This is a genomic window from Aquabacterium sp., from assembly GCF_029946005.1.
In the GTDB taxonomy this organism is placed as follows: domain Bacteria; phylum Pseudomonadota; class Gammaproteobacteria; order Burkholderiales; family Burkholderiaceae_C; genus Aquabacterium.
On the sequence record NZ_JAQSDR010000015.1, the window covers coordinates 32948 to 56323 of the forward strand.

At 61.8% G+C, this 23376-nt stretch carries 19 protein-coding genes and 1 other RNA gene; 18 read left to right on the plus strand and 2 right to left on the minus strand.

Annotated elements, in window-relative coordinates:
• Positions 1-16: 16 nt before the first annotated feature.
• The gene (gene pyrC / locus PSV38_RS11505) at positions 17-1054 is read left to right on the plus strand and encodes a dihydroorotase (RefSeq protein WP_300547549.1); all 1038 of its coding nucleotides are present in this window, start codon (positions 17-19) and stop codon (positions 1052-1054) included.
• 4 nt (positions 1055-1058) lie between these two features.
• On the opposite strand, the gene cysK is transcribed toward pyrC, so the two are convergent.
• The gene (gene cysK, locus PSV38_RS11510; protein WP_300547551.1) at positions 1059-1976 is read right to left on the minus strand and encodes a cysteine synthase A; all 918 of its coding nucleotides are present in this window, start codon (positions 1974-1976) and stop codon (positions 1059-1061) included.
• A 61-nt stretch (positions 1977-2037) separates the two neighbouring features.
• Between cysK and dsbD the strand changes: the two genes are divergently transcribed.
• The 4 genes from dsbD (at position 2038) to PSV38_RS11530 (ending at position 6610) form a co-directional block, all read left to right on the plus strand.
• Positions 2038-3852, plus strand: coding sequence for a protein-disulfide reductase DsbD (gene dsbD, locus PSV38_RS11515; protein ID WP_300547553.1), 1815 nt, complete (start codon positions 2038-2040; stop codon positions 3850-3852).
• Positions 3849-5048, plus strand: a complete 1200-nt coding sequence (locus tag PSV38_RS11520; protein WP_300547555.1) for a multidrug effflux MFS transporter — start codon at positions 3849-3851, stop codon at positions 5046-5048. The genes dsbD and PSV38_RS11520 overlap by 4 nt, the downstream gene beginning before the upstream one ends.
• Before the next feature lie 9 nt (positions 5049-5057).
• Positions 5058-5384: RNase P RNA component class A (gene rnpB / locus PSV38_RS11525), an RNA gene on the plus strand.
• Positions 5385-5479: 95 nt separating this feature from the next.
• On the plus strand, positions 5480-6610 hold the full coding sequence (locus PSV38_RS11530) for a carbonic anhydrase family protein (protein WP_300547557.1): 1131 nt from the start codon (positions 5480-5482) through the stop codon (positions 6608-6610).
• Between the two features lie 9 nt (positions 6611-6619).
• On the opposite strand, the gene ruvC is transcribed toward PSV38_RS11530, so the two are convergent.
• On the minus strand, positions 6620-7171 hold the full coding sequence (ruvC, locus tag PSV38_RS11535; RefSeq protein ID WP_300547559.1) for a crossover junction endodeoxyribonuclease RuvC: 552 nt from the start codon (positions 7169-7171) through the stop codon (positions 6620-6622).
• A gap of 94 nt (positions 7172-7265) precedes the next feature.
• Between ruvC and PSV38_RS11540 the strand changes: the two genes are divergently transcribed.
• From PSV38_RS11540 to PSV38_RS11600, 13 genes are all read left to right on the plus strand, one after another.
• Positions 7266-7997 carry a PEP-CTERM sorting domain-containing protein gene (locus PSV38_RS11540; protein WP_300547561.1) on the plus strand — a complete coding sequence of 244 codons (732 nt, stop codon included), beginning with the start codon at positions 7266-7268 and terminating at the stop codon, positions 7995-7997.
• 143 nt (positions 7998-8140) lie between these two features.
• A complete protein-coding gene (gene asnB, locus PSV38_RS11545; RefSeq protein WP_300547563.1) occupies positions 8141-10078 on the plus strand; it encodes an asparagine synthase (glutamine-hydrolyzing) in 1938 nt (645 codons plus the stop codon).
• The gene (locus PSV38_RS11550; RefSeq protein ID WP_300547565.1) at positions 10075-11601 is read left to right on the plus strand and encodes a class I adenylate-forming enzyme family protein; all 1527 of its coding nucleotides are present in this window, start codon (positions 10075-10077) and stop codon (positions 11599-11601) included. Before asnB ends, PSV38_RS11550 begins: the two co-directional genes overlap by 4 nt.
• A 35-nt stretch (positions 11602-11636) precedes the next feature.
• Positions 11637-11888 (plus strand): acyl carrier protein, encoded by a 252-nt coding sequence (locus PSV38_RS11555; RefSeq protein ID WP_230177685.1) that lies wholly within the window; start codon positions 11637-11639, stop codon positions 11886-11888.
• A 4-nt stretch (positions 11889-11892) separates the two neighbouring features.
• Positions 11893-12879: an NAD(+) synthase gene (gene nadE / locus PSV38_RS11560; RefSeq protein WP_300547569.1), complete on the plus strand. Its 987-nt coding sequence runs from the start codon at positions 11893-11895 to the stop codon at positions 12877-12879.
• Between the two features lie 3 nt (positions 12880-12882).
• On the plus strand, positions 12883-13800 hold the full coding sequence (gene prmC / locus PSV38_RS11565) for a peptide chain release factor N(5)-glutamine methyltransferase (RefSeq protein ID WP_300547571.1): 918 nt from the start codon (positions 12883-12885) through the stop codon (positions 13798-13800).
• Positions 13797-14855, plus strand: coding sequence for a ketoacyl-ACP synthase III (locus tag PSV38_RS11570; protein ID WP_300547573.1), 1059 nt, complete (start codon positions 13797-13799; stop codon positions 14853-14855). Before prmC ends, PSV38_RS11570 begins: the two co-directional genes overlap by 4 nt.
• Positions 14852-15100 (plus strand): acyl carrier protein, encoded by a 249-nt coding sequence (locus PSV38_RS11575; protein ID WP_300547575.1) that lies wholly within the window; start codon positions 14852-14854, stop codon positions 15098-15100. Before PSV38_RS11570 ends, PSV38_RS11575 begins: the two co-directional genes overlap by 4 nt.
• 7 nt (positions 15101-15107) lie before the next feature.
• Positions 15108-16262, plus strand: coding sequence for a hypothetical protein (locus PSV38_RS11580; RefSeq protein ID WP_300547577.1), 1155 nt, complete (start codon positions 15108-15110; stop codon positions 16260-16262).
• 487 nt (positions 16263-16749) lie between these two features.
• Positions 16750-17373, plus strand: a complete 624-nt coding sequence (locus tag PSV38_RS11585; protein ID WP_300547579.1) for a hypothetical protein — start codon at positions 16750-16752, stop codon at positions 17371-17373.
• Between the two features lie 503 nt (positions 17374-17876).
• Complete coding sequence (ftsZ, locus tag PSV38_RS11590; protein ID WP_300547919.1) at positions 17877-19019, plus strand: cell division protein FtsZ; 1143 nt, start codon at positions 17877-17879, stop codon at positions 19017-19019.
• A 95-nt stretch (positions 19020-19114) separates the two neighbouring features.
• Positions 19115-19876, plus strand: coding sequence for a Hachiman antiphage defense system protein HamA (locus tag PSV38_RS11595; protein ID WP_300547581.1), 762 nt, complete (start codon positions 19115-19117; stop codon positions 19874-19876).
• A complete protein-coding gene (locus PSV38_RS11600; RefSeq protein WP_300547583.1) occupies positions 19876-23370 on the plus strand; it encodes a DEAD/DEAH box helicase in 3495 nt (1164 codons plus the stop codon). The genes PSV38_RS11595 and PSV38_RS11600 overlap by 1 nt, the downstream gene beginning before the upstream one ends.
• The last annotated feature ends 6 nt before the right edge of the window (positions 23371-23376 follow it).

Sequence of the window (23376 nt, forward strand, 5' to 3'; positions counted from 1 at the left end):
ATGCAACAATCACGGCATGAGCAATACCTTGACCCTCACCCGTCCCGATGATTGGCACCTGCATGTGCGCGATGGCGCCGCCATGGCCAGCGTGGTGCCTGCCACCGCGAGGCAGTTCGCCCGCGCCATCGTCATGCCCAACCTGCGTCCACCCGTGACCACGGCCGAGCAAGCCATCGCTTACCGCGACCGCATCCGCGCCGCGGTGCCGACAGGCTTGAAGTTCGAGCCCTTGATGGTGCTCTACCTCACCAACAACACCCCGCCCGACGAAGTGGCGCGTGCCAAGGCCATGGGCGCGGTGGCCTTCAAGCTTTACCCCGCAGGCGCCACCACCAACAGCGATGCGGGTGTGACCGATTTGCGCAAGACCTACCCGGTGCTGGAAGCCATGCAGCGCGAAGGCCTGGTGTTCTGCGTGCACGGCGAAGTGACCGACTCCGAGGTCGATGTGTTCGACCGCGAGAAAGCCTTCATCGACGAAAAACTGATCCCGCTGCGCCGCGACTTCCCTGAGCTGAAGATCGTGTTCGAGCACATCACGACCAAGGAGGCCGCGCAGTACGTGAGCGAGGCCGACCGCTTCTTGGCCGCCACCATCACACCGCAACACCTGCTGTACAACCGCAACGCCATCTTCATGGGTGGGATCCGGCCGCATTACTACTGCCTGCCCATCCTCAAGCGCGAGGAGCACCGCGTGGCTTTGGTCGACGCGGCCACCAGTGGTTCATCCAAGTTCTTTTTGGGCACCGACAGTGCACCGCATGCGTCCAACCTGAAGGAACACGCCAGCGGGTGCGCGGGCTGCTACTCGGCGCCCTGTGCGATTGAGTTGTACGCCGAGGCCTTTGAAAACGCGGGCGCGCTGGACCAACTGGAAGGCTTTGCCAGCTTCCATGGCCCGGACTTCTACGAGCTGCCACGCAACGTGGAAAAGGTCACCTTGAAGCGCGAGCCCTGGGTGGTGCCCGAGTCCCTGCCCTTTGGCGATCAGGCCAGCATCAAGCCTTTGAGGGGCGGCGAGACCTTGGCCTGGAAACTGCAGCCTTGACCGGTCAAGCGGGCAGGAAGCCTTCCACCGACAGGTACCGCTCGCCCGTGTCGTAGCAAAAGCCCAGCACCTTGGCACCTTGGGGCAAGTCGGGCAACTTTTGCGCGATGGCCGCCAGCGTGGCACCCGACGAGATGCCGACGAGCATGCCCTCTTCACGCGCGGCGCGGCGACCCATCTCGCGGGCCGCTTCGGCCTCCACTTGGATCACACCATCCAGAAGGCTGGTGTCCAGGTTGACGGGGATGAAGCCCGCGCCGATGCCCTGGATGGGGTGCGGCGCCGGGTTGCCGCCCGAGATCACCGGCGATGCCGTGGGCTCGACCGCATAGACCTTGAGCTGAGGCCAGGCCGCCTTGAGCACGCGGGCGCAGCCCGTGATGTGACCACCCGTGCCCACCCCCGTGATCAACACGTCCAGCCCGTCCGGGAAATCTGCCAGGATCTCCTGGGCCGTGGTGCGCATGTGCACTTCGATGTTGGCGGGGTTCTCGAACTGCTGCGGCACCCACGAGTTCTCGATCCCAGCGGCCAGCTCCTGGGCACGGGCAATGGCAGCCTTCATGCCACCGGCGCGCGGCGTCAAATCAAACGTCGCGCCATAGGCCGACATCAAACGGCGGCGTTCGATCGACATGCTGTCGGGCATCACCAGGATCAGCTGGTAACCCTTGACGGCGGCCACCATGGCCAGGCCAATGCCCGTGTTGCCCGAAGTGGGCTCAATGATGGTGCCGCCCGGCTTGAGCGCGCCAGAGCGCTCGGCGTCCTCCACCATGGACAAGGCGATGCGGTCCTTGATGGAGCCCCCCGGGTTGCTGCGCTCGGATTTGATCCAGACTTCATGCCCCGGCCCGAACAGGCGTTGCGCGCGAATGTGAGGGGTATTTCCGATCGTGTCGAGAATGGTGGCGGCTTTCATGCGAGTCTCCTGGACAATGTTCAAAGACAAGACAACAAGGATGATGATGTTCGTCTGGCGAATGGTATTTCGAATCGTGCTGGCCAGTGTGGCTGGCTGGCTGCTGGCCACCCCTTGTCAGGCTGAAGAATTTTTACCAGCCGATCAGGCCTTCACCCTGCAGGCCAGCACCACGCCCAAGGGCCAGGTGCAGATCGACTTCAGCATCGTACCCAAAACCTACCTGTACCGGGATCGCTTCCGGGTGGAGTCCAAAACCCCCTCGGTGACGCTCACCCCCATGAGTCTGCCGCCCGGTCAACGCAAATTCGACGAGACCTTCGGCAAGGAGGTCGAGGTGTACCACGGCCTGGTGCCCTTGCAATTCGGCCTGACGCCAGCCACGCCCGCGGGTACCTCAGTCCTGGTCGAGGTGGGTTACCAAGGTTGTGCCGACGCCGGCCTGTGCTATCCGCCGCAGACCAAACACTTCACTTTGACGGCAGGCCAGGGCGGCCTGATCACGGCCATTGTCGGCACGGACGAGGGCACGCCCAAGTCATCAGCCACCCCCAGCACCGCGACCAGCGGGAGCCGCATCGAAACCGCCTTGGCCTCGGGCAACCTGCCCACCATCATCGGTGTGTTCCTGGTGGCCGGCCTGCTCCTGTCCTTCACACCTTGCGTGCTGCCCATGATGCCGATCCTGTCGGCGGTGATCATCGGCCAGGGCAAGGTGGGCCGCTTGCGCGGTTTCATCCTGGCGCTGAGTTATTCGCAAGGCATGGCGCTGGTCTACACGCTGCTCGGGGTGTCCGCCGGGCTGCTGGGCGAAGGCCTGGCCGCCTCGCTGCAGAACCCTTGGGTGCTGGGCAGTTTCAGCGCGTTGATGGTGCTGCTGTCCTTGTCGATGTTCGGCGTCTACGAGTTGCAGATGCCCGCTTTCATCCAAGGCCACCTGACCAAAACCTCGGGCAAATTGCAAGGCGGCAGCCTGCTGGGCGTGTTCCTCATGGGCGTGGTGTCGGCCCTCATCGTGGGGCCGTGCGTGAGCGCGCCTCTGGCCGGGGCCCTGGTGTACCTGAGCCAGACCAAAGACGTGGTGCTGGGCGGGGTGGCCTTGTACGCGCTGGCCTGCGGCATGAGCCTGCCACTGCTGTTGCTGGGTCTGTCGGCGGGCAGCTTGCTGCCAAGCGCGGGCCGCTGGATGGAAGCGGTCAAAACCTTGTTTGGCCTGATGCTGCTGGGCGTGGCCTGGTGGTTGGTCTACCCCTTGCTGCCGCCGCTGGCCGCTACCTTGTCGTTGGGCGCCTTGCTGGCCCTGGCTTCGGCCTTCACGGGTGGCTTTGACACCCTGACGACGCACGTCAGCCTGAAGCACCGCTCTGCCCTGGCCCTGGGGCTGGTGCTGGCCTTGCTGTCGGCGGTGCAGATCATTGGGGGGCTGGCGGGGGCGCAAAGCCCGTGGGATCCGCTGCGGCCCTTTGTGGCACATGCCAGCGCGGGTGCCACTCAAGGCGAAGCCGCCAACGCCTTGGCCTTCAAACGCGTGTCCAACTCGCAGGAGCTGGACGAGGCCGTGGCCGCCGCCACCCAGTCCGGCCAAGCGGTGATGCTGGATTTCTACGCCGATTGGTGCGTGTCCTGCAAGGAGATGGAGCACTTCACCTTCTCGGATGCGCGCGTGCAGGCGCGGCTGAAAAACGTGGTGCTGCTGCAGGCCGACGTGACCGCCAATTCCGCCGACCACAAGGCGCTGCTCAAACGCTTCAATTTGTTCGGCCCGCCCGGCATCCTGTTTTTTGATGCGCAGGGCCGATTGCTCAGTCAGGCCCGCGTCATCGGCTTTCAAAATGCGGACGTCTTTTTGAAGAGCCTGGAAAAGGCGGGCCTTTGAACCCTGACGCCCACAGCCTGTGGCGGGCCCCCGCCTGGATGCTGGCCGTGCTACTGGCGTGCCTGGGCATGCTGGGGCCCTTCGCCATCGACACCTACCTGCCCGCCTTCGCGGGCATCGCCGCCTCGCTGAACGCCACGCCCCTGCAGATCCAGCAAACGCTGTCGGCTTACCTGTTCTCGTTCGCGGTGATGAGCCTGTTTCATGGCGCGCTGTCCGACAGCTTCGGGCGCCGCCCCATCGTGCTGGCGGGCGTGGCCATGTTCACGATCGCTTCGGCCGGTTGCGCCTTGTCCACCACCATTGGGCAGCTGATTTTTTTCCGCGCGCTGCAGGGCTTGTCGACGGGCGCGGGCATCGTGGTGTCGCGGGCGGTGATCCGCGACATGTACCCGCCCGACCAGGCGCAGCGCGTGATGGCCCAGGTCACGCTGTTCTTCGGGGCCGCCCCAGCCATCGCGCCCATCGTGGGCGGCCTGCTGTTCACGCACGCGGGTTGGCACGCGGTGTTCTGGTTCCTGACCGGCGTGGGCGTGGTGCTGTTTCTGGCCAACTGGTGGCTGTTGCCCGAAACCCTGCACTCCTCGCAGCGCCAGCCCTTCGCGGTCAAAAGCCTGCTGCAGGGCTACCTGGAACTGGGCTTCAACCCGCGTTTCCTGTTGCTGGCCCTGGCCAGTGGGGTGCCCTTCAACGGCATGTTTTTGTACGTGTTGTCGGCACCCGCCTTTCTGGGCGACCTGCTGCACCTGCAGCCCACGCAATTCTTCTGGTTCTTCCTGTGCACCATTGGCGGCATCATGGGCGGTGCTTTCGTCAGCGGGCGTCTGGCTGGGCGGATCAGCCGCGAACACCAGATCAAGCTGGGCTTCACGGTGATGCTGACCGTCTCGGTGCTCAACCTGGTCGCCAACCTGCTGTTCACCGCCCACGTGTCCTGGGCGCTGATCCCCATCAGCCTGTACGCCTTCGGCTGGGCCATGATGACCCCGGTGGTCACGCTGATGGTGCTCGACCTGTTTCCGCACCGGCGTGGCATGGCCGCCTCCTTGCAGGCCTTCGTGGGCGCGGCGTCCAACGGGCTGGTGGCCGGCGTGCTCTCTCCCCTGGTGATGCACAGCACGCAATACCTGGCCATGGCCTCGTTGGCCTTGATGTCGGTGGGATTGTTGGCGTGGACCTATCTGCAGAGGCGATAATGCACGGGTGAAGTCGGCCAGACCGCCGCTGGTGCAAGCATCGAAAGATGGCACTGGAGGAAGGTCCGGACTGCACAGGGCAGCGTAGGAGGTAACACCTCTCCACCGCGAGGTGAGGATCAGAGCAACAGAGACGAGCCGGTTTAGTCCGGGTGAAACGGGCAATCTCTACGCGCAGCAACACCAAATAGGCACACGTTGACCTGGCCCGGGGAGTGTGCGGGTAGGTGGCACCGAGCCGTTCTGGCGACAGGCGGCCCAGAGGAATGGCGGTCACGGCGTGGCGTCGCAAGACATCACGCTGCACAGAATCCGGCCTATCGGCTGACTTCACACTTTTTTTTGATTTTTCGCGCCTTGAAAGTGGCGCGGGCCTCAAGTTGGCGGGCCGGGTGGTCGAAATGCTTCCTGAAATCTCAGGAAAAGCCGCCATGTCGTCCACGCCCCCCTCTCCCACTCGCTCACCGCTGCGCGCCGCGCGCATTTTGCTGCTGACCGCTGCTGTCGGGGTTTCATTCGGCTCCTGGGCCAACGATCACGGCGGCGACCATGCCAGCGGCGCGCAGGGTGCCGCTGCCTCGCAGGACGAACCCAAAGTCATCGCCAAGGACTCGCTCAAGCGCAAGATGGCCGCGGGCAAGGCCGCGGAAACCTCTGCCGCCTCCGCGCCATCGGGCAAGGCCGAGCCGACCTCCGTGTCGATGGCGGAATTGCGCGACTTGATCGACCAAAAAATCGCCGAAGTGAGGGCCAAACAGGCTGCCGCACCCGCCGTCAAGATCATCAACAAGTCACCCAAACCACGCCCGGCGGCCATCAGCAGCCAAGTCAGGCAGACCATGGCCGCCCATGGCGCCGCCGCCGTGCCGGGCCTGCCTGTCGGCCACGATTTGCACTGGGAATACACCGGCGCCGCCGGCCCACAAAGCTGGGGCCAGCTCAACCCCGAGTTCAAGGCCTGCAACACCGGCACGCGACAAAGCCCCATCGACATCCGCGACGGCATCAAGGTGCAGCTGGAACCAATCCAGTTCGACTACCGCCCCACGCCCTTCCGCGTGATCGACAACGGGCACACCGTGCAGGTCAACCTGGACGCAGGCAACAACATCACGGTGTCGGGCCGCCGCTACGAGCTGGTGCAGTTCCACTTCCACCGGCCGAGCGAAGAGCGCATCAACGGCCGTCAATATGAAATGGTGGCGCACCTGGTGCACAAGGACGCGCAAGGCCGCCTGGCCGTGATCGCCGTGCTGCTGGACCAAGGCAAAGAGCACCCGATGGTGCAACTGGTGTGGAACAGCCTGCCGCTGGAGAAAAGCATTGAGCAGGCCTCGCCCGTGATGCTGGACATGAACCTGATGCTGCCGGAACAGCGCCAGTACTACACCTACATGGGATCGTTGACCACGCCACCTTGCACCGAAGGCGTGCTGTGGTTGGTGATGAAGCAGCCAGCCACCTTGTCGCCCTACCAAGCCTCGGTGTTCAGCCGCTTGTATGCGAACAACGCGAGGCCGGTCCAGTCGGCCTCGGGCCGCATGATCAAAGAAGGCCAGTGAACCGGCGCGTCAGTAAACGCGCCCGCCCTTGAGCTGGGCATGGGTGCGGCGGGTCAGGCCGGTGGCGCGCGCCATCGCGGCCATTGAGTGCCCGGCGTGGGCATGGCAAATGGCCAGGCCCAGGGCATCGGCCGCATCCTTGTTGGGCTCTGACGGCAATTGCAGCAAGCGCATCACCATGTGCTGAACCTGCTCCTTGCGCGCGTGGCCATGGCCCACCACGGCTTTTTTCATCTGCAGCGCGGTGTATTCCGAGACGGCCATTTCGCCACCGCTGACCAAGGCTGCCAAAGCCGCACCCCGCGCCTGCCCCAACAGCAAGGTCGACTGCGGGTTGACATTGACGAACACGATTTCGACCGAGGACTGCTGCGGCTCGTAGCGCGCCATGACCTCGCGCACCCCATCGAAGATCAGCTTCAGGCGCCCGGGCAGGTCGCCCAAAGCCGCCTCTTTGGTGCGAATCGTGCCACTGGCCACATAGGCCAGGCGTGGGCCATCGACGTCGATCACGCCAAAACCGGTGGTCTGCAAACCGGGATCGATGCCCAAAATTCTCATGGGGTGGATTTTCCAAACTAGGGATAGTGCATTCGACACCGAGCACCCATCATTCTGAGGGCATTCACCCTGGTTTCACCTCTGGAGCATCTTCATGAAGTACCTCTTGGCGCTTTCCCTGCTGGCGGGCTGTCACATGGCGCAAGCGCAAACAACGGTGCTCAGCACTGATTTCGACAGCAGCGTTCCCGCCGCGTTGAACCCGGGAACCGCCACGCTGACCGGCGTTCAAGGCTTCGACGGCCTGGGGTCACCCGGCAACACCTTCGGCGGTCAATTCCTGCGCAGCGCCACCGGCAATGTGCTCACGCTCACGCTGGGCAACCTGCCCACGCACGACAAGATCAGCCTGGACTTCCTGTTTGCCGCCATCGACTCGCTGGATGGCACAGGTAATTTTCCATCGGGCGATTTCTTCAAGATCACCTTGGACGGGCAGACCATTTTCCGGGAATCGTTCGCCAACGCCTTGCTGTCGCAAATTCAAAGTTATGTGCCGCCCACCGGCGTTGAACTCGCCAGGCATGTGGACCTGGGGTTTGGAGGCCCCGGTGGCTACTACACCGACAGCGCTTACGACCTCGGCGCCGACCCCGCCTTTCAGAACATCGCGCACACCGGCTCTTTGGCCACCTTCACCTTCCAGGTCGAAGGCGAAGGGATTCAAACACTCGACGACGAGTCTTGGGCCATGGACCGGCTGCGCGTCAGCGTTTCGGCCGTGCCAGAACCCGATCTGGCCTGGTTGGCGGGCGGGGGCTTGCTGGCTGTCTGGGCCGCCAGACGCTCGCGGCGAGATCACAGCCTGCCAAAAATGAGCATTTAAAGCCGACCCCCATGAATTAGGACTAGGCCCCGCCGGTGATCCTCGTTAGGATCGCGGCTGGCCTGGGCGTGCCCACGCACCAACTCGGTGGTGCGGGCAACGCGGCACCAGCGCCCCTCTGCAGGGAAGGTATTTCGCGAAGTATGTGCGGCATTGCTGGGATTTTGAATAGCCATGGCCAGGTCGCGCGCGCCTCGCTGGAGGACATGATCCGCCGCCTGCACCACCGTGGGCCAGACGGCCAGGGCTTTCACACCGATGGCCCCCTGGGCTTGGCCCATGCCCGCTTGAGCATCATCGACCTGGCCGGTGGCGACCAACCCATCCACAACGAAGACCGCAGCGTGTGGGTCGTCTTCAACGGCGAAATCTTCAACCACATCGAACTGCGCCAGACCCTGGAGCAGGCCGGGCACCGCTTCTACACGCACTCCGACACCGAAGTCATCGTCCACCTGTACGAGCAGCACGGCGAACGCTTTGTCGATCACCTGAACGGCCAGTTCGCCATCGCCCTGTGGGATGCGCGGCAGCAGCGCCTGATCCTGGCCCGCGACCGCACCGGCATCCGCCCCCTGTTCTACCACTGGAGCCACCAGCGGCTGGCCTTTGCCTCCGAGGTCAAGGCGCTGATGGCCCTGCCCGACACCCCTCGCCAGTTGAACCTGCCAGCGCTGGGCGAAACCTTCACCTACTGGGCGCCACTGCCCGGCCACACCGTGTTCGAGGGCATCCAGGCCTTGCCCCCAGGCCACCTGATGGTGATCGACGAACGCGGCCAATCCGGCGTGCGCACCGAGCGCTACTGGGACTGGGCTTTCCCGGCGGCGCACCTGGAAACCCAGCGCAGCGCCGACGACCTGGCCGACGAGTTACGCGAACTGCTGATCGACGCCGTGCGCCTGCAACTGCGCGCCGATGTGCCGGTGGGCGCCTACCTGAGCGGCGGGCTGGATTCGTCCATCATCACCAGCCTGATCAAGCATTTCACCGACACGCCGCTGCGCACCTTCTCGCTGGCGTTTGAAGACGAAGAATTCGACGAAAGCGCTTATCAGCAGGAGATGGCGCGCTACCTGGGCACCGAGCACACCGCCCTGCGCTGCAAGCGGTCTGACATTGCCGCGGCGTTTCCACGCGCGGTCTGGCACGCCGAGAGCCCCATCGTGCGCACCGCGCCAGCGCCCATGATGCTGTTGGCCGGCAGCGTGCGCGAGGCTGGCTTCAAGGTGGTGCTGACCGGCGAAGGTGCCGACGAAGTCTTTGGTGGTTATGACCTCTTCAAGGAAGCCAGCGTGCGCCGCTTCATGGCGCGGCAGCCCAGCTCCAAGATGCGACCCGCCTTGATGGAGCGCCTCTACCCCTACCTGCGCCACTCGCCCGCCGCCAACCGCGTGATGGCGCAGCGCTTCTTCAGCGAAGGCTCGGAGCACCTGGGCCAGCCGCACTTCGCCCACGGCCCGCGTTGGGCCACCACGCGCCGCATGTGGCAGTTCTTCACGCCGGAGGTTCGGCAAAGCCTGGCGGGTGTCGATCACCTGGCCGCCATCGCACCGCACTTGCCGCCGGACATCGGCCAGTGGGCCGCGCTCAGCCAAGATCAGTACATCGAAGCGCACACCTTGATGTCAGGCTACCTGCTCAGCTCGCAAGGCGACCGGCCCGCCATGGCCCATTCCATCGAAGGGCGCTTCCCCTTCCTGGACCACCGCGTGATCGAGTTCGCCAACCGCTTGCCACCGCGCTACAAGCTGATGGGCCTGACCGAGAAGTACCTGCTCAAACGGTCCATGACCGGCCTGCTGCCCGACAGCATCCGAACGCGCACCAAGCAGCCTTACCGCTCGCCCGACAGCGCCAGCTTTTTCGAGAGCGGCCAGCCGGTGGACTACGTGGCCGAACTGCTCGGCCCCGCGCGCATCGCGGATGCTGGCTACTTCGATCCCAAGGCCGTCAGCAAGCTGTTCGAGAAATGCCGTGCGGGCCGCGCCATTGGCTTTGGCGACAACATGGCCTTCGTCGGCATCCTGTCGACCATGCTGGTGCACGAGCAGTTCATCCTGGGCAAAGCATTTCAATGAGCACGTTGCTGCACCACTTCTTCGACCAGACCTGCGCGCGCCTGCCGGACAAGACCGCGCTGGTCTGTGGTGAGCAGCGCCACAGCCATGCCCAGTTGCGCGAACAGGTCGACCAGCTCGCCTTGAGGCTGCAACAGCGCGGCGTGCAGCGTGGCGACCGCGTGACCCTGTTCCTGGACAACACGGTCGAGATGGTGGTGGGCATCTTCGCAGCCCTGAAGGTGGGAGCGGTGTTCATGCCGGTCAACCCGCTGACCAAACAAGACAAGCTGGCTTATCTGCTCAACGATGCGCGCGCCAGTGCCTTGATCACGCAAAGCTCGCTGGCCAGCGTTTACCAAGCTGCCCTGGCCCTCAATGACAGCGTGCACACCGTGCTGGTCGCAGGCCTGAGCGAAGCCTTGGATGAACGCACCCTGCCCTTCACCGGCCAACCCGGTCAAGCCAGCTGGCAAGCGCCCGCCCTCATCGACCAGGACCTGGCCAGCATCATCTACACCTCGGGCTCCACCGGCGATCCCAAGGGCGTGATGCTCAGCCACCTCAACATGGTCTCGGCCACGCGCTCGGTCAGCACCTACCTGGGCCTGCAGGAGGACGACATCATCCTGTGCGCCTTGCCCCTGGCTTTTGACTATGGCCTGTACCAGGTGCTGATGGCCTTCGCGGTGGGCGCCACCGTCGTGCTGGAGCGCTCCTTCACCTTCCCCGTCAAGGTGCTGGAGGTGATGGCGCGCGAGAAGGTCACCGCCTTCCCCGGCGTGCCGACCATGTTCTCCATGCTGATGAACCTGAAGTCGCTGGACCACCATGGCTTGAGCAGCCTGCGCATGATCACCAACACGGCCGCCGCCTTGCCGGAAGAACGCATCCGCCAGCTGCGTGAGCTGTTTCCGCAAGCCCTGCTGTTCTCGATGTACGGCCTGACCGAGTGCAAGCGCGTCACCTACCTGCCCCCGGATCAACTCGACGCGCGCCCCACCAGCGTGGGCCGCGGCATGCCCAATGAAGAAGTCTGGCTGGTCGATGACGCCGGCCAACGCCTGCCCAACGGCAGCCTGGGCGAGCTGGTGATCCGCGGCAGCAACGTCATGCGCGGCTATTGGGAAAAGCCGTTGGAAACCGCCAAACGACTCAAGCCTGGCCCCTTGCCCGGCGAGATGGTGCTCTACTCCGGCGACCTGTTCCGAACCGACGCCGAGGGCTACCTCTACTTCGTGTCTCGCAAGGATGACATCATCAAGAGCCGTGGCGAGAAAGTCAGCCCGCGCGAAGTCGAGAATGCCCTGTACGCGCACCAAGGCGTTTACGAGGCCGCCGTGGTCGGTGTGCCCGACGAGTTGCTGGGCCAGGCCGTCAAGGCTTTCGTCGTGCTGAAAGCCGGCGTCACCTTGAGCGAGCGCGATGTCATCAAACATTGCCTGAGCCGCCTGGAAAGCTTCATGGCCCCCAAGCACGTCGAGTTCGTCGCTTCGCTGCCCACCACCGACACCGGCAAGATCAAGAAGACCGGGCTGAACTGAGCCCACCACCGCCACCATCATTCAAGCAGAGCAACATGTCCAGCATCAAAGACCAGGTCCGCCAATACATCGTCGACAACTTCATCATGGGCTCCGATGAACAGCCCTTCAGCGATGCCGATTCGCTGCTGGAACTGCACATCGTCGACTCCACCGGTTTCCTCGAACTCATCGTGTTCATCGAAGACACCTTCGGCATCCAGGTCGCCGACGAAGACATGGTGCCCGAGAACCTGGACGGCCTGAACGCCATCGAGGCTTACGTCAACCGCAAGAAGGCCGCCTGATCCCATGAGCACGCCCCCGCTCACCCCCGACGTGCTGGCGCTGGACTGCGCCGCCGAGGTCGAACGCATCAGCCGCCACCTGGTCGATTCGCTGCGCGGTTTCCACAAGCGCGGCGTGGTGCTGGGCCTGTCGGGTGGCGTGGACAGCTCGGTGTGCGCCGCGCTGGCCGTGCGCGCCCTGGGGCCCAAGAAGGTCTTCGGCCTGTTGATGCCCGAGCGCGACTCCAGCGCCGGCAGTGCCGACCAGGGCCAACTGGTGGCCGAGCAACTGGGCATGGGCTACCTGCTTGAGAACATCGGCCCCACGGTCGAGGCGATCGGCTGCTACCGCTGGCGCGACGAAGCCATGCGCGCGGTCTTTCCTGATTACAACGAGCAGTGGAAAAGCAAGATCGCCATCTCGGGCGGCACCGAGGGGCGCATCAACTTCTTCAAGCTCATCGTGCAATCGCCCGATGGCGTGCAGCACGAAGCCCGCCTGCCTTTGCGCGAATACCTGCAGATCGTGGCCGCCACCAACTACAAGCAGCGCATCCGCAAGACCGTGGAGTACTTCCACGCCGACCGCCTGAACTACGCCGTGATCGGCACGCCCAACCGGCTGGAGTACGACCAGGGTTTCTTCGTCAAGAACGGCGATGGCGCCGCCGACATCAAGCCCATTGCCCACCTGTACAAAACCCAGGTGTACGCGCTGGCCCGGCACCTGGGCCTGCCCGAGGTGGTTTGCTCGGCCATGCCCACCACCGACACCTACAGCCTGCAGCAAGGCCAGGACGAGTTCTACTTCGCCCTGCCTTACCCGCAGATGGACCTGGCCTTGTGGGCCCACAACCACCAGCGGCCCGCCGTTGAACTGGCCCAAGCCCTGAACCTGAGCGAAGCGCAAGCGAGCCACCTTTACACCGACATCGAGGCCAAGCGCCGGGCCACGCATTACCTGCACGCCCGCCCCGCCCTGGTCGAGCCCATCACCCAGTTGGCCGATTGACCCATGGACACGACCCACCCCTTGTTCGCCGAACGGCTGGCCCAGCTGGACGCCGCCTTGCGCACCCTGCCCGACAAGCCGGATGAAACCACCACGTCCGCCTTGCAGACCTTGTGGCACCTGGCGGCCGGACAGGCCTTGTCCATCGAAGCGGCCACCCGCCTGCCCTTGCCCGAGCTGACCACCGCCCAATTGCTGATGCTGGACGAACTGAGCGCCCAACGCATCAGCGGCACGCCGCTGGCCCACTTGACCGAGCGCCAGCACTTCATGGGGCTGGAGATGCTGGCTGGCCCACAAGCCCTGATCCCACGCCGCGAGACCGAGCTGCTGGCCCACGCCGCGCTGAACAAACTGCGGCAACTGGCCGCCGCGCAGGGCGACCGCCCCGCCTTGGTCATCGATGTCTGCACCGGCTCAGGCAACCTGGCACTGGCCCTGGCCCATGGCGTGCCCGGCGCCCAAGTCTTCGGCGCCGACCTGTCGGAAGAGGCCGTGAGCCTGGCCCAGCGCAACGCCATTCACCTGGGCTTGCAAGCGCGCGTGCAATGGCGCAGCGGTGATCTGCTGGCCCCCTTTGACGAAGCCGACTTCCACGGCCGGGTGGACCTGCTGGTCTGCAACCCACCCTACATCTCGTCCGGCAAGCTGGAAACCATGCCCACCGAGATCGTTGGCTTCGAACCCCGGCTGGCCTTCGATGGCGGCCCCTTCGGCATCCGCATCCTGCAGCGCCTGATGCGCGAGGCGGCGCGCTTTTTGCGCCCGGGCGGCTGGCTGGCCTTTGAAGTGGGCCTGGGGCAAGGGCCCGCCGTGCTGCAATGGCTGAACAAAACCGGTCACTACGACACCATCGAGAGCGTGCTCGACGCCGAAGGCCAGCCCCGCGCCTTCCTGGCCCGCCACAAGGACACCGCATGAGTTTTTCGCACCTGCACGGCTTCAAGGTGGCCGGCGTTAGCACCTGCGTGCCGCCAACCCGCGTCGACAACCTGGAAGCCGGCAAAGACTTTGGCGCGGTCGAAGTGCGCAAGGTGGTCTCCATGGCCGGCGTGCGCCACCGCCATGTCGTGACCCCCGACGTCACCGCCGTGGACCTGTGCACCGACGCCGCACAGCGCCTGCTGGTGCAACTGGGCTGGGCCCCAGAATCCGTCACCGGCCTGATCATGGTCACCCAATCGCCCGACTACTTCCTGCCCTCGTCCAGTTGCGTGGTCCATGCCCGCCTGGGCCTGGGCGACCAGTGCGCGGCCTTCGACGTGGGCCTGGGCTGCTCTGGCTACCCCTATGGCCTCTACCTGGCCGCCACCATGCTGCGCGGCGGTGGCCACCAGCGCATCCTGGTGCTGCACGGTGAAACGCCCAGCCTCTTCATTGATCCGCAAGACCAGGCCACCAGTTTGCTGTTTGGTGATGCGGGCTCGGCCACCGCGCTTGAACACACTGGCGATGAACAAGACGAAGCCTGGTTCAGCCTGTTCACCGACGGCAGTGGCGCCAACAGCCTGATCATCAAAGGCGGCGCCTTCCGCGACCCGCACCCCGCCGACCCGCGCGACCTGCGTTTGCGCATGGATGGCGCCAGCGTTTTCAACTTCACCATCAAGCGCGTGCCCGCCCTGATCCAGGACACCCTGGCTTACGCTGGCCTGCAGGTGGCCGACATCGACTCGTACATCTTCCACCAGTCCAACCGCTTCATCATGAAGCACCTGATCAAGAAGTGCGAACTGCCGGAAGACCGGGTGCCCTTCATCCTCGAAGACATGGGCAATTGCGGCGGCCCCTCGGTGCCTTTGACGCTGACCCGGTCGCTGGCACAGCGCGGCGACCAGCCCATGCGCCTGATGCTGCTGGGCTATGGCGTGGGCCTGTCATGGGGCGCCACGATCATGACCCTGCACCCCGACACCCCCTTGCTTCACCACACCTACCAGGCGCCTGAGTCGCCGCCTTCAAGGAGCCCCCTTTGAACCCCATCTCCACCGCCGAGGCCCTGGCCATGTTCTCGGAATGCTTCATGGAGCCGGCCGACCAACTGAACGCCACCACCTCGCGCGAGAGCATCCCTGGCTGGGACTCGATGGGCGCGCTGATGCTGATCGCCGAGATCGACGAACGTTTTCAGCTGGAGCTGAGCGCTGAAGAGTCACGCGCCATGAAAAGCATTGGCGATGCCCTGGCTTTTCTGAAGCAACACGGCGCTTTGCGCGACTGAACTTTCCGTGAGCAAGCGCAGTACAGGTTCACGACCAAGGCCCTCGCTGGCCCAAACGACCCGACTGGTGGCGCGGGCCCTCGGCATGAGCGCCGAGGACCTGAGCGCCAGTTGTCGCCCCGCCGTGTGGGCCGACCTGCCCGCCATCCTGGCCCTGCGAACGCGCGTGATCGGTGCCGACATACGCTGGGACGACGAGGCCTACATGGCTTGGCGCTACCGCCTGGGTCGCCCCCAAGCCGGTGGTGGCGAATGCTGGGTGCTGGTGCGCGATGGTGCGTTGCTGGGCATGGTCGGCACGCAAGACCTGGTGCTGCGCTGCGATGACCAGTCCTGCCCGGCCTTGTCCCTGATGGACATCCTGATCCAGCCTGAGCTGGAGAGCGTGGGCCTGGGCGTCTGGTTGAACCTGTTCATCCAGGAACAAACCACGGCCACGCTGGCCATCGGGGCCAACGCCAACTCCATCGGCATGGTCAGCCGCCTGTTCGACACCTTGCCCAATCGGCGCAGCTTTGTGCACCCCGTCAAACTGGGCCACTTTCTGCGCAAGCGGCTGCCGGTGCCAGGCCTGCCGCACCTCATGGCGATGGGCCTGGAAACCATGATGCGGCTGGGCCGTGCGCTGCTGCTGGCGCCCTGGTTGCCATCGTCCATCCAGGTCAGGCCATGGGCTCGGCTGGACGACGCCTTGCATGAGCTGAATGCCCAACTGGAGGCCAACGATGTGGTGCATGCCGAACGCACCCCGGCGCAGCTGAACTGGCGCCTGCTGGACAACCCACGTGGGTCATCGCAGGTGTGGGGCGCTTGGTCAAAAGGCCGCTTGATCGGCTACATGGCCACGCAACTAACCCCGTTGGACGGCGAGCGCCAGGCATTGACCATCGTGGACCTGGTGGTGCCATTGCCCAGCGGCCGGCCAGCCTTGCGAGCTTTGTTGTGGACTGTGCTGGAGGAAGCCTGGCGCCACCAGGTCGAGTACGTGAGCATGACTTCGTACCGCCAGGATGTGGAGCGTGAGTTGCGCCGAGCGGGTTTTCGCCAGCAGGCCCACCAGTTCGAGACGCTGGGTTGGACCTGCCGGGATGAAGGCTTCAAGGCTTTGGTTGAAGCCCGGCCGGACTGGACATTGAGCGAGGTTCACACTGATCGGGTTTGAGGGGTAGCAGGGCGTTGACGCGCCCAGCAGTGCCCAGGCACCGGCGAACAATTCATGGATTTCACGCAGGCTCGTGCCTCTTCGTTCCAGTGGTCTCGGGGCTGCGCGTGGGGTTGCTCGTATCGACCCATAGCAGGCTGTCAACTCGCAAAACATCTAAGGCCCATCCCTGCTAGAAATTTTTGGTTAGCCTGCCCGCCGACAAGGCGCCAAACTCAAGATCCCTCGCTTCTATTAACAGCCACCCAAGCATTGCAATCCGTGATCCGGGGCAAGCCATGTGCTCCATATCAACGAATGAATGTATGCTTGCGACTAACATGACTGGGAGCATGCTTTGACGGCAATATCCGATTCGCATACCGAGCCTCCATATTGGCGCTGGCTGCAGAAATCCGCCCCCCTCAACGATAGACTCAAATGGTGCCATAGAACGGACGCTTTCGCCTTGCGGAATATGGTGAAAAATGGGTACATTGCCCCGCAAATGTGCAACGTATTCAAAGAAGCATTGATTTATTTATTCTATGGAAGGCCTGCATATCGGGCCATCGAATCTCAACAACTTCGACTTTCCGCCAGAGCTCCCGTAGTGCTGATATTCAATAACGTCATTGAGCGCGCAGGAATGAGATTATTTCCGTTCGACAGTGGAGCGTTCGAGTCTAGATATGAGCCCTGGCGCCATCAGGATATGCAGCTATCTGGCTTCACAATGCCTTGTGGGCAAGATGCGGCGGAAAGACATGTCTCAGAATTCTTCGGTAGCCGTGACCATTACTTGGCAATGGCGCCGATTCGTCCGACTCGCCCTTACTCAGGTGAGTTTGAGGTTGAATCCATTGCTGAAATGCTAAATGACAAATCTGCAGAGCCGGCCGATGATCGGCGCCTTGCTATTGAGCTACAGATAAATCGAAATTTATCGTTAACTACTGCAGACACCTTTGCCATAGTCGTTCCAGAGTCAATCTCCGAAGCCGATTGGCTTCGGAGTTGGCAGTCTGATTTAGGTGCGGGCGTTATCGTCAAAACTTATCAACTTCGACCTTTGCACACAGCTGGCCACTACCAGGCCAAGCTGGAAGAAATCTGTGCTGAACTAGTTTAGTATCGGAGATACTCATGAATAACCCACTCACCCCAGACTGGTACATCATAGGCTACTTAAAAACCGTTCCAGATGAACGAGCTTTCGTTTTTCCGGTGGTGCAAAATGCGGATGTGGCTATCGGCAGAGCTTATTACTCATTGAATGGTGCGAAATTGGATTTCGTTGAACCTGATGCCGAGGATACACTTGTTCGCATCTCCCCAATTGGCATTGCTGGCATCTCTCAATTGCAAGATGCCTTACCTATTTATGGTTATGAATTTGAAGCCGGGAAAATATGGTTTGGAGATGCGCAACAATTGTCAAAAGCTTTGATTGATTTTGCCTGCAGCAATGAAAAAATAGGACGAAAAGCACTGGGAGAGATTTCAGAATTCATTAGCAGGGTAATTTTGGGGGGAGAGTTTATTTCAAAAATCCCTGTGCTTTTCCAAGGTCAAAAAACCCTCTCTGAAAAAAGTCACGGTCGGCGAAATATCGAAATACTCGAAAACTTCGATATGGGCACGCAAATCAAAGTGATTGGCGTAGGTGAAGGTGGTGGTAATGCGGTTGAGCACATGATTTCCCAAGGTGTGACGGGGGTGCAGTTCATCTACGCCGACACGGATTCACAAGCACTATTGCATTCCAACGCCGAGATACAAATCCAACTCGGCGCTTCAGGCTTGGGCGCTCTGGGCAAGCCTGATGCAGGCAGGGCCGTAGCTGAGGGAACCAAAGAGCAGATCCGTGCTGCGCTAGACGGAGCCCACATGGTTTTCATCGCCGCAGGAATAGGGGGAGGCACCGGCACGGGTGCTGCACCTGTGATCGCCCGTATTGCTAAAGAAATGGGTATTCTGACCGTGGGAGTGGTAACCAGGCCCTTTGAATTTGAAGGCGGGCGCCGCATGTATCAAGCCGATGTGGGCCTCAAAGAACTTGAGGCTAATGTCGATTCGCTAGTTGTCGTGCTTAACGAAAAGGTGCTTGAATTGCTGGGCGACAACGTCACGCAAAGAGAGGCCTTCAGCATGGCCAACGATATATTGAAGAACACCGTTGACGGCATTTGCCACATCCTACATATCCCCGGGCTGGTAAACGTAGACTTTGACGATATCAAGACTGTGATGAGAGAGCCGGGCAGGGCCATGGTAGGTACAGCGGTGGCCAATGGCCTTGATCGCGCAACCAAAGCCGCTGAAGCTGCGGTGGCTTGCCCGCTGCTGGAAGGCTTTGCCCTGTCGAGCGCACGGGGCGTGCTGGTGTTAATCGCCGCTGGCAAGAGCAAGTTTAAGCTGAGCGAGTCGCGAACTGTGATGAACACCATCCGCCAATACGCTGCTGAAGAAGCACATGTGATCTACGGTACAGCATATGACGAAAGCCTAGGCGACCAATTACGTGTAACCGTGATTGCCACGGGTCTAGGCGGCGCCGAACTCGCCCGAGCACCTATTGCCGCCATGCACCGCGCACCATTAACACAAGCATTTGCACGCACAGGCACGGACAACATACCCGTGCTGAATTTCAGAAACTCATTAAGCGTGTGGCGCAATGGCCCAAATCAAGCCACATCCAAAGCCAACTCCCTGTCCAGCAACGGAATGGACGATATCGAAATCCCCGCTTTCCTGCGCAGGCAGCCAGAATGATAGTGAGCGTTCAGTTTGGCGATTTAGATTTTCGCTTGCGTTGAAGCTGGTTGCTAATGTAAGCCAAGCTCCTTTCTCGCCTTAAACAGGAACCTATGACACGATTTCACGAATGGTGCAACGATACTGAAACTCCCATAGCAGACCACACCCTGCGATTGCTTGCTGCCGATCCCACAAAACAGCCGCACGCGGTCAAGGTGGTCGCGAAAGCTGTACCCAGCTACTACGTGTCAAGTGATCGTGCTGCGCAACTTCTGGGACGCCTCGGTCGAACGAAGTTGGCGAAGTTTGTGAAGGAGAAGCTTCCTACGACCAAAGCCATCCGGTCTGGTGACCTCGGCGAGGTACTCTGCACCGCCTACATCGGTGAGGCGACAAGCTTCACGCTCGGCATTACCAAACTCAGGTGGAAAGACCATCGGGAGATGGCGATGCGAGGCGAAGACGTCCTCGCCTTCAGTTTAAACGCTAGGGGCAAGGGACTCAAGGTGCTCAAGACCGAGGTGAAAAGCCGTGTGGCAATGGGCTCGGGAGTAATCGGCGACGCACGGAAGGCCCTATCCTCGAACAAAGGACTGCCATCTGCGCACGCGCTCTCGTTCGTTGCCGACAGGCTCTTTGAGCAGGGTGATAAGGCGCTTCGAGATGCCATCGACGACGTTCAGCTCAAAAGCGCCCTCAAGCAGTCCCAGGTTAGCCACATGCTGTTCACGTTTTCCGGAAACGACCCAAGCAAACTACTGACGACCAACCTCACCAATTACAAGGGTGCTGTACCCCAGATGTACGTCGCGCTTAGCGTGAAGGCACATCAGGACTTCATCAAGTCAGTCTTTGATGCGGTGAAAGTCTGATGGCCACCACTCGAGAAGAGCTTGAACATGACATCCGGGCGGCCGTCGAACCCGGTTTTCGTCAGCGCCTGCTTGCACGCGGCCAGTCCCGAGCGATGATCTGGCGGGATGGAGTGCTTCCGGACAGTGCACCCGAGTTCAGCCCCGACCTTTCCGACAATCTGCTGTCCTACGGATACTCGTTACTTTTGCACGGCGTTCGCTACCTTGACATCAATGGAGACCCCCAGCTAGCTCGAATAGCCTTCGAGGTCGCAGCGGAAGCCCTTGAGGCCGTTGCGTTCAAGGGCGAGGATGACCGCGAACGCGACTTTCATCGTCTAGTCGCTGCAGCGGCATACCACCTTGGACGCTACTCAGCACGCGCCTATTCGCTGCTGCACGGTAGTTTGACGAAATCGAATCTGTCGACATCGGAACGAGCGTTTGCAAAACTCATGCTGCGTGACCTCGATGGTCTTGCAAGCGATGTCTCCGCGTGGTTTTCTTCCGGCACCGGCTCGGACGATACGCTGCAGACCGTTTTTTCCACCGAGTCGCTGGAGCCAGACGAAGACGATTTTGTTGAAAATAACGTCCTGGAAGGAATGAACCTCGCGCTTGAGGAGAATTTCCTGGCTGCTATGTCCCAGACGTTGATGGCTCACGAGCGAGGCGACGAGTCTTTGTCCCTGGCCGCGCGTGAGCGACTTCGCGCCGGGCTAGACGTTGCAGGCGATCTCAGCTTTGTGACGCAGTGGTGGCTGCATCGACTTGCCATTCGGCTCATTGGAGGCCTTTGGGATACCAGTTTCCATGCGGTTTTGCCACGAACAGGGCCTCTGGATGCAGGGGCAGACAACTGGGCGCTTCTTCGCAAGCTCTTCATTAGCTCGCTCTATCAGCGCGGTAGAGCTGAGATAGAGCTCTGGCCTTCCCAGCTCGATGCGGCCAAGCGCGTACTCGAGTTCGACTCGAATCTCGTTTTATCCCTTCCCACCAGCGCTGGCAAGACGCGTATCGCTGAGCTCTGTATCCTGGCGTGCCTCGCCAAGGGTAAGCGCGTTATCTTTGTCACCCCGCTGCGTGCGCTCTCGGCTCAAACGGAACTAGGCTTGCGCCGAACGTTCGCACCGCTCGGCAAGACCGTCTCCAGCCTGTACGGCAGCATCGGAGCGAGCGGCGCAGACGTCGATGCGCTGCGCACCAGAGACATCGTCGTCGCAACACCGGAAAAGCTCGACTTCGCGCTGCGCAGCGATCCCACACTCCTGCAAGATGTCGGCTTGGTGGTACTCGACGAGGGGCACATGATCGGCCTAAACGAGAGAGAAATTCGCTATGAAGCGCAGATCCAGCGCCTGTTGCGCCGCTCAGACGCCACTGAGCGGCGCATCGTCTGCCTGTCCGCAATCTTGCCCGAGGGCGACCAGTTGCACGACTTCGCAGGATGGTTGACGTGCGATAAGCCGGACGGACTCATCAAAAACAACTGGCGACCGACCAGGCTCCGTTACGGAGAGGTCGACTGGAGGGGAAGCGACGCGCAGTTAAATATCGTAGTCGGGGACGAAACCCCTTTCGTGCCGAAGTTCATCGTTGCGAAGAAGCCGACCAAGAAGGGGAAGAAAAAGCTCTTTCCGTCCGACCAAACGGAGCTCTGCATTGCAACCGCCTGGCGGCTAATGCAAGACGATCAGACTGTGCTCGTCTTTTGCCCACTGCGCGTATCCGTGCTCCCATTTGCTCGGTGCATCATCGATATGCATGACCGCGGACACATCGACTCGGTTCTCGATCAGCCCGAGTCGATCCTGGCTACAGCGTTGGCAGTTGGGGCTGAGTGGTTCGGGCCAGATCACGAAATCTTGGCTTGCCTCAAGCTTGGCGTTGCCGTCCATCACGGCGAGCTACCCACCCCCTACCGCAAAGAAATTGAGCGCTTGCTACGTGACGGCGTGCTCAAACTCACCGTTTCTTCTCCGACGTTGGCGCAGGGACTCAATCTTGCAGCCACAAGTCTCATCTTCCATGGAACGAAGCGCCGAGGCAAGATTCTGGACATCTCTGAGTTCCGCAACGTCGTCGGTCGAGCGGGACGTGCGTACATCGACGTCGAAGGGCTGGTGCTCTACCCCATGTTTGATGACCACCGTAACCGTCGCGGCGACTGGAAGCAACTCGCCGATAGCCACGCAGGTAGAGAGATGGAAAGCGGTTTGCTTCGCTTGGTCGCGGCTCTGTTAATCCGCATGCGTCGAAAGCTCGGAACATCAGATATGGACAAGCTGCTTGAATTCGTGACAGGCGAGGCCCCTTGGGACTTTCCGCAGTTGGACGGCGAGAGCGAGAGGATCCGAATTGAGGAGCAGGCAACATGGGAAGGTCATCTCACCAATCTCGACACGGCTATTTTTAGCTTGCTGGGAGAAGCAACGGTTGCCGACGATGAGATCGAGGCGAAGCTCGATGAGGTGCTCGCTTCATCGCTTTTCAAGCGGCGCCTTGCCCGCCATGAAGAGTCGACCCAAATGGCTTTGACTGCGGGCCTGGCGGCTCGAGCGAAGTACATCTGGTCAAATTCAACCGCACAGCAGCGTCGTGGCTATTTCCTGGCTGGCGTTGGTCTCACAACGGGTCATGCACTCGATGCCCAGGCCGAGGAGCTCAATCGTTTGCTGATGGCGGCAAACGCCGCTGTTATGACTGGCCAACGGGAGCAGGCCGTTACGCACATCACAGCGTTCGCCGCGATCGCTTTCAACATCCCGCCGTTCACGCCCGGCAAGCTGATGGGCCGCTGGAGGGACGTACTGCGCCTATGGCTGATGGGCGCGCCTCTTACGGACATCGGTGAAAACGATACGGATGCCGCCGTCTCGCTCATCGAGCACGCATTTGTCTACAACCTACCTTGGGCGATGGAGGCCGTCAGGGTGCGCGCCGAGGTGCACGAAGACATGTTCTCCGAAGACCTGAAGTTGTCAGACTTCACTCGTTCCTACGCGGTCCCCGCCTTGGAAACAGGCACGATGTCCATTGCTGCGGCGATGCTCATCCAGGCCGGGTTCGGCTCTCGCCTTGGCGCAATCAAGGCTGTCGAATCTACAGGCGCGAGCTTCGACTCAATGTTAGGTCTCCTGAGTTGGCTTGCCTCCGATGACATTCAAGCTCGCTCGACCGACCCGTCTTGGCCTACCTCAAGCTCACACGAGATCTGGGTCGAGTTCGCCGCACCCACTTCAATCCAGGCGACCAAGCCTTGGGAAGCCACAGAGTATTGGGGTGCCGTGAAGTGGCACGGCATGCCGATGCCTTCCGGCATGCCACTTCGCTTCGAGCCGCGCGGACCAACTGGTGAAGTTCGCGTCTTCACTGCGGACTATCAAGAGGTCGGTACGTTGGGCTTCCGTCCGAATTTGAAAGCCTCTGGGCTGACACTCCCAATAGCGACCGGCGCAGCCGACAAGCTCGAATTTGAATATATCGGCCCCGACACGATTTTGCTGGACTAGCTTACT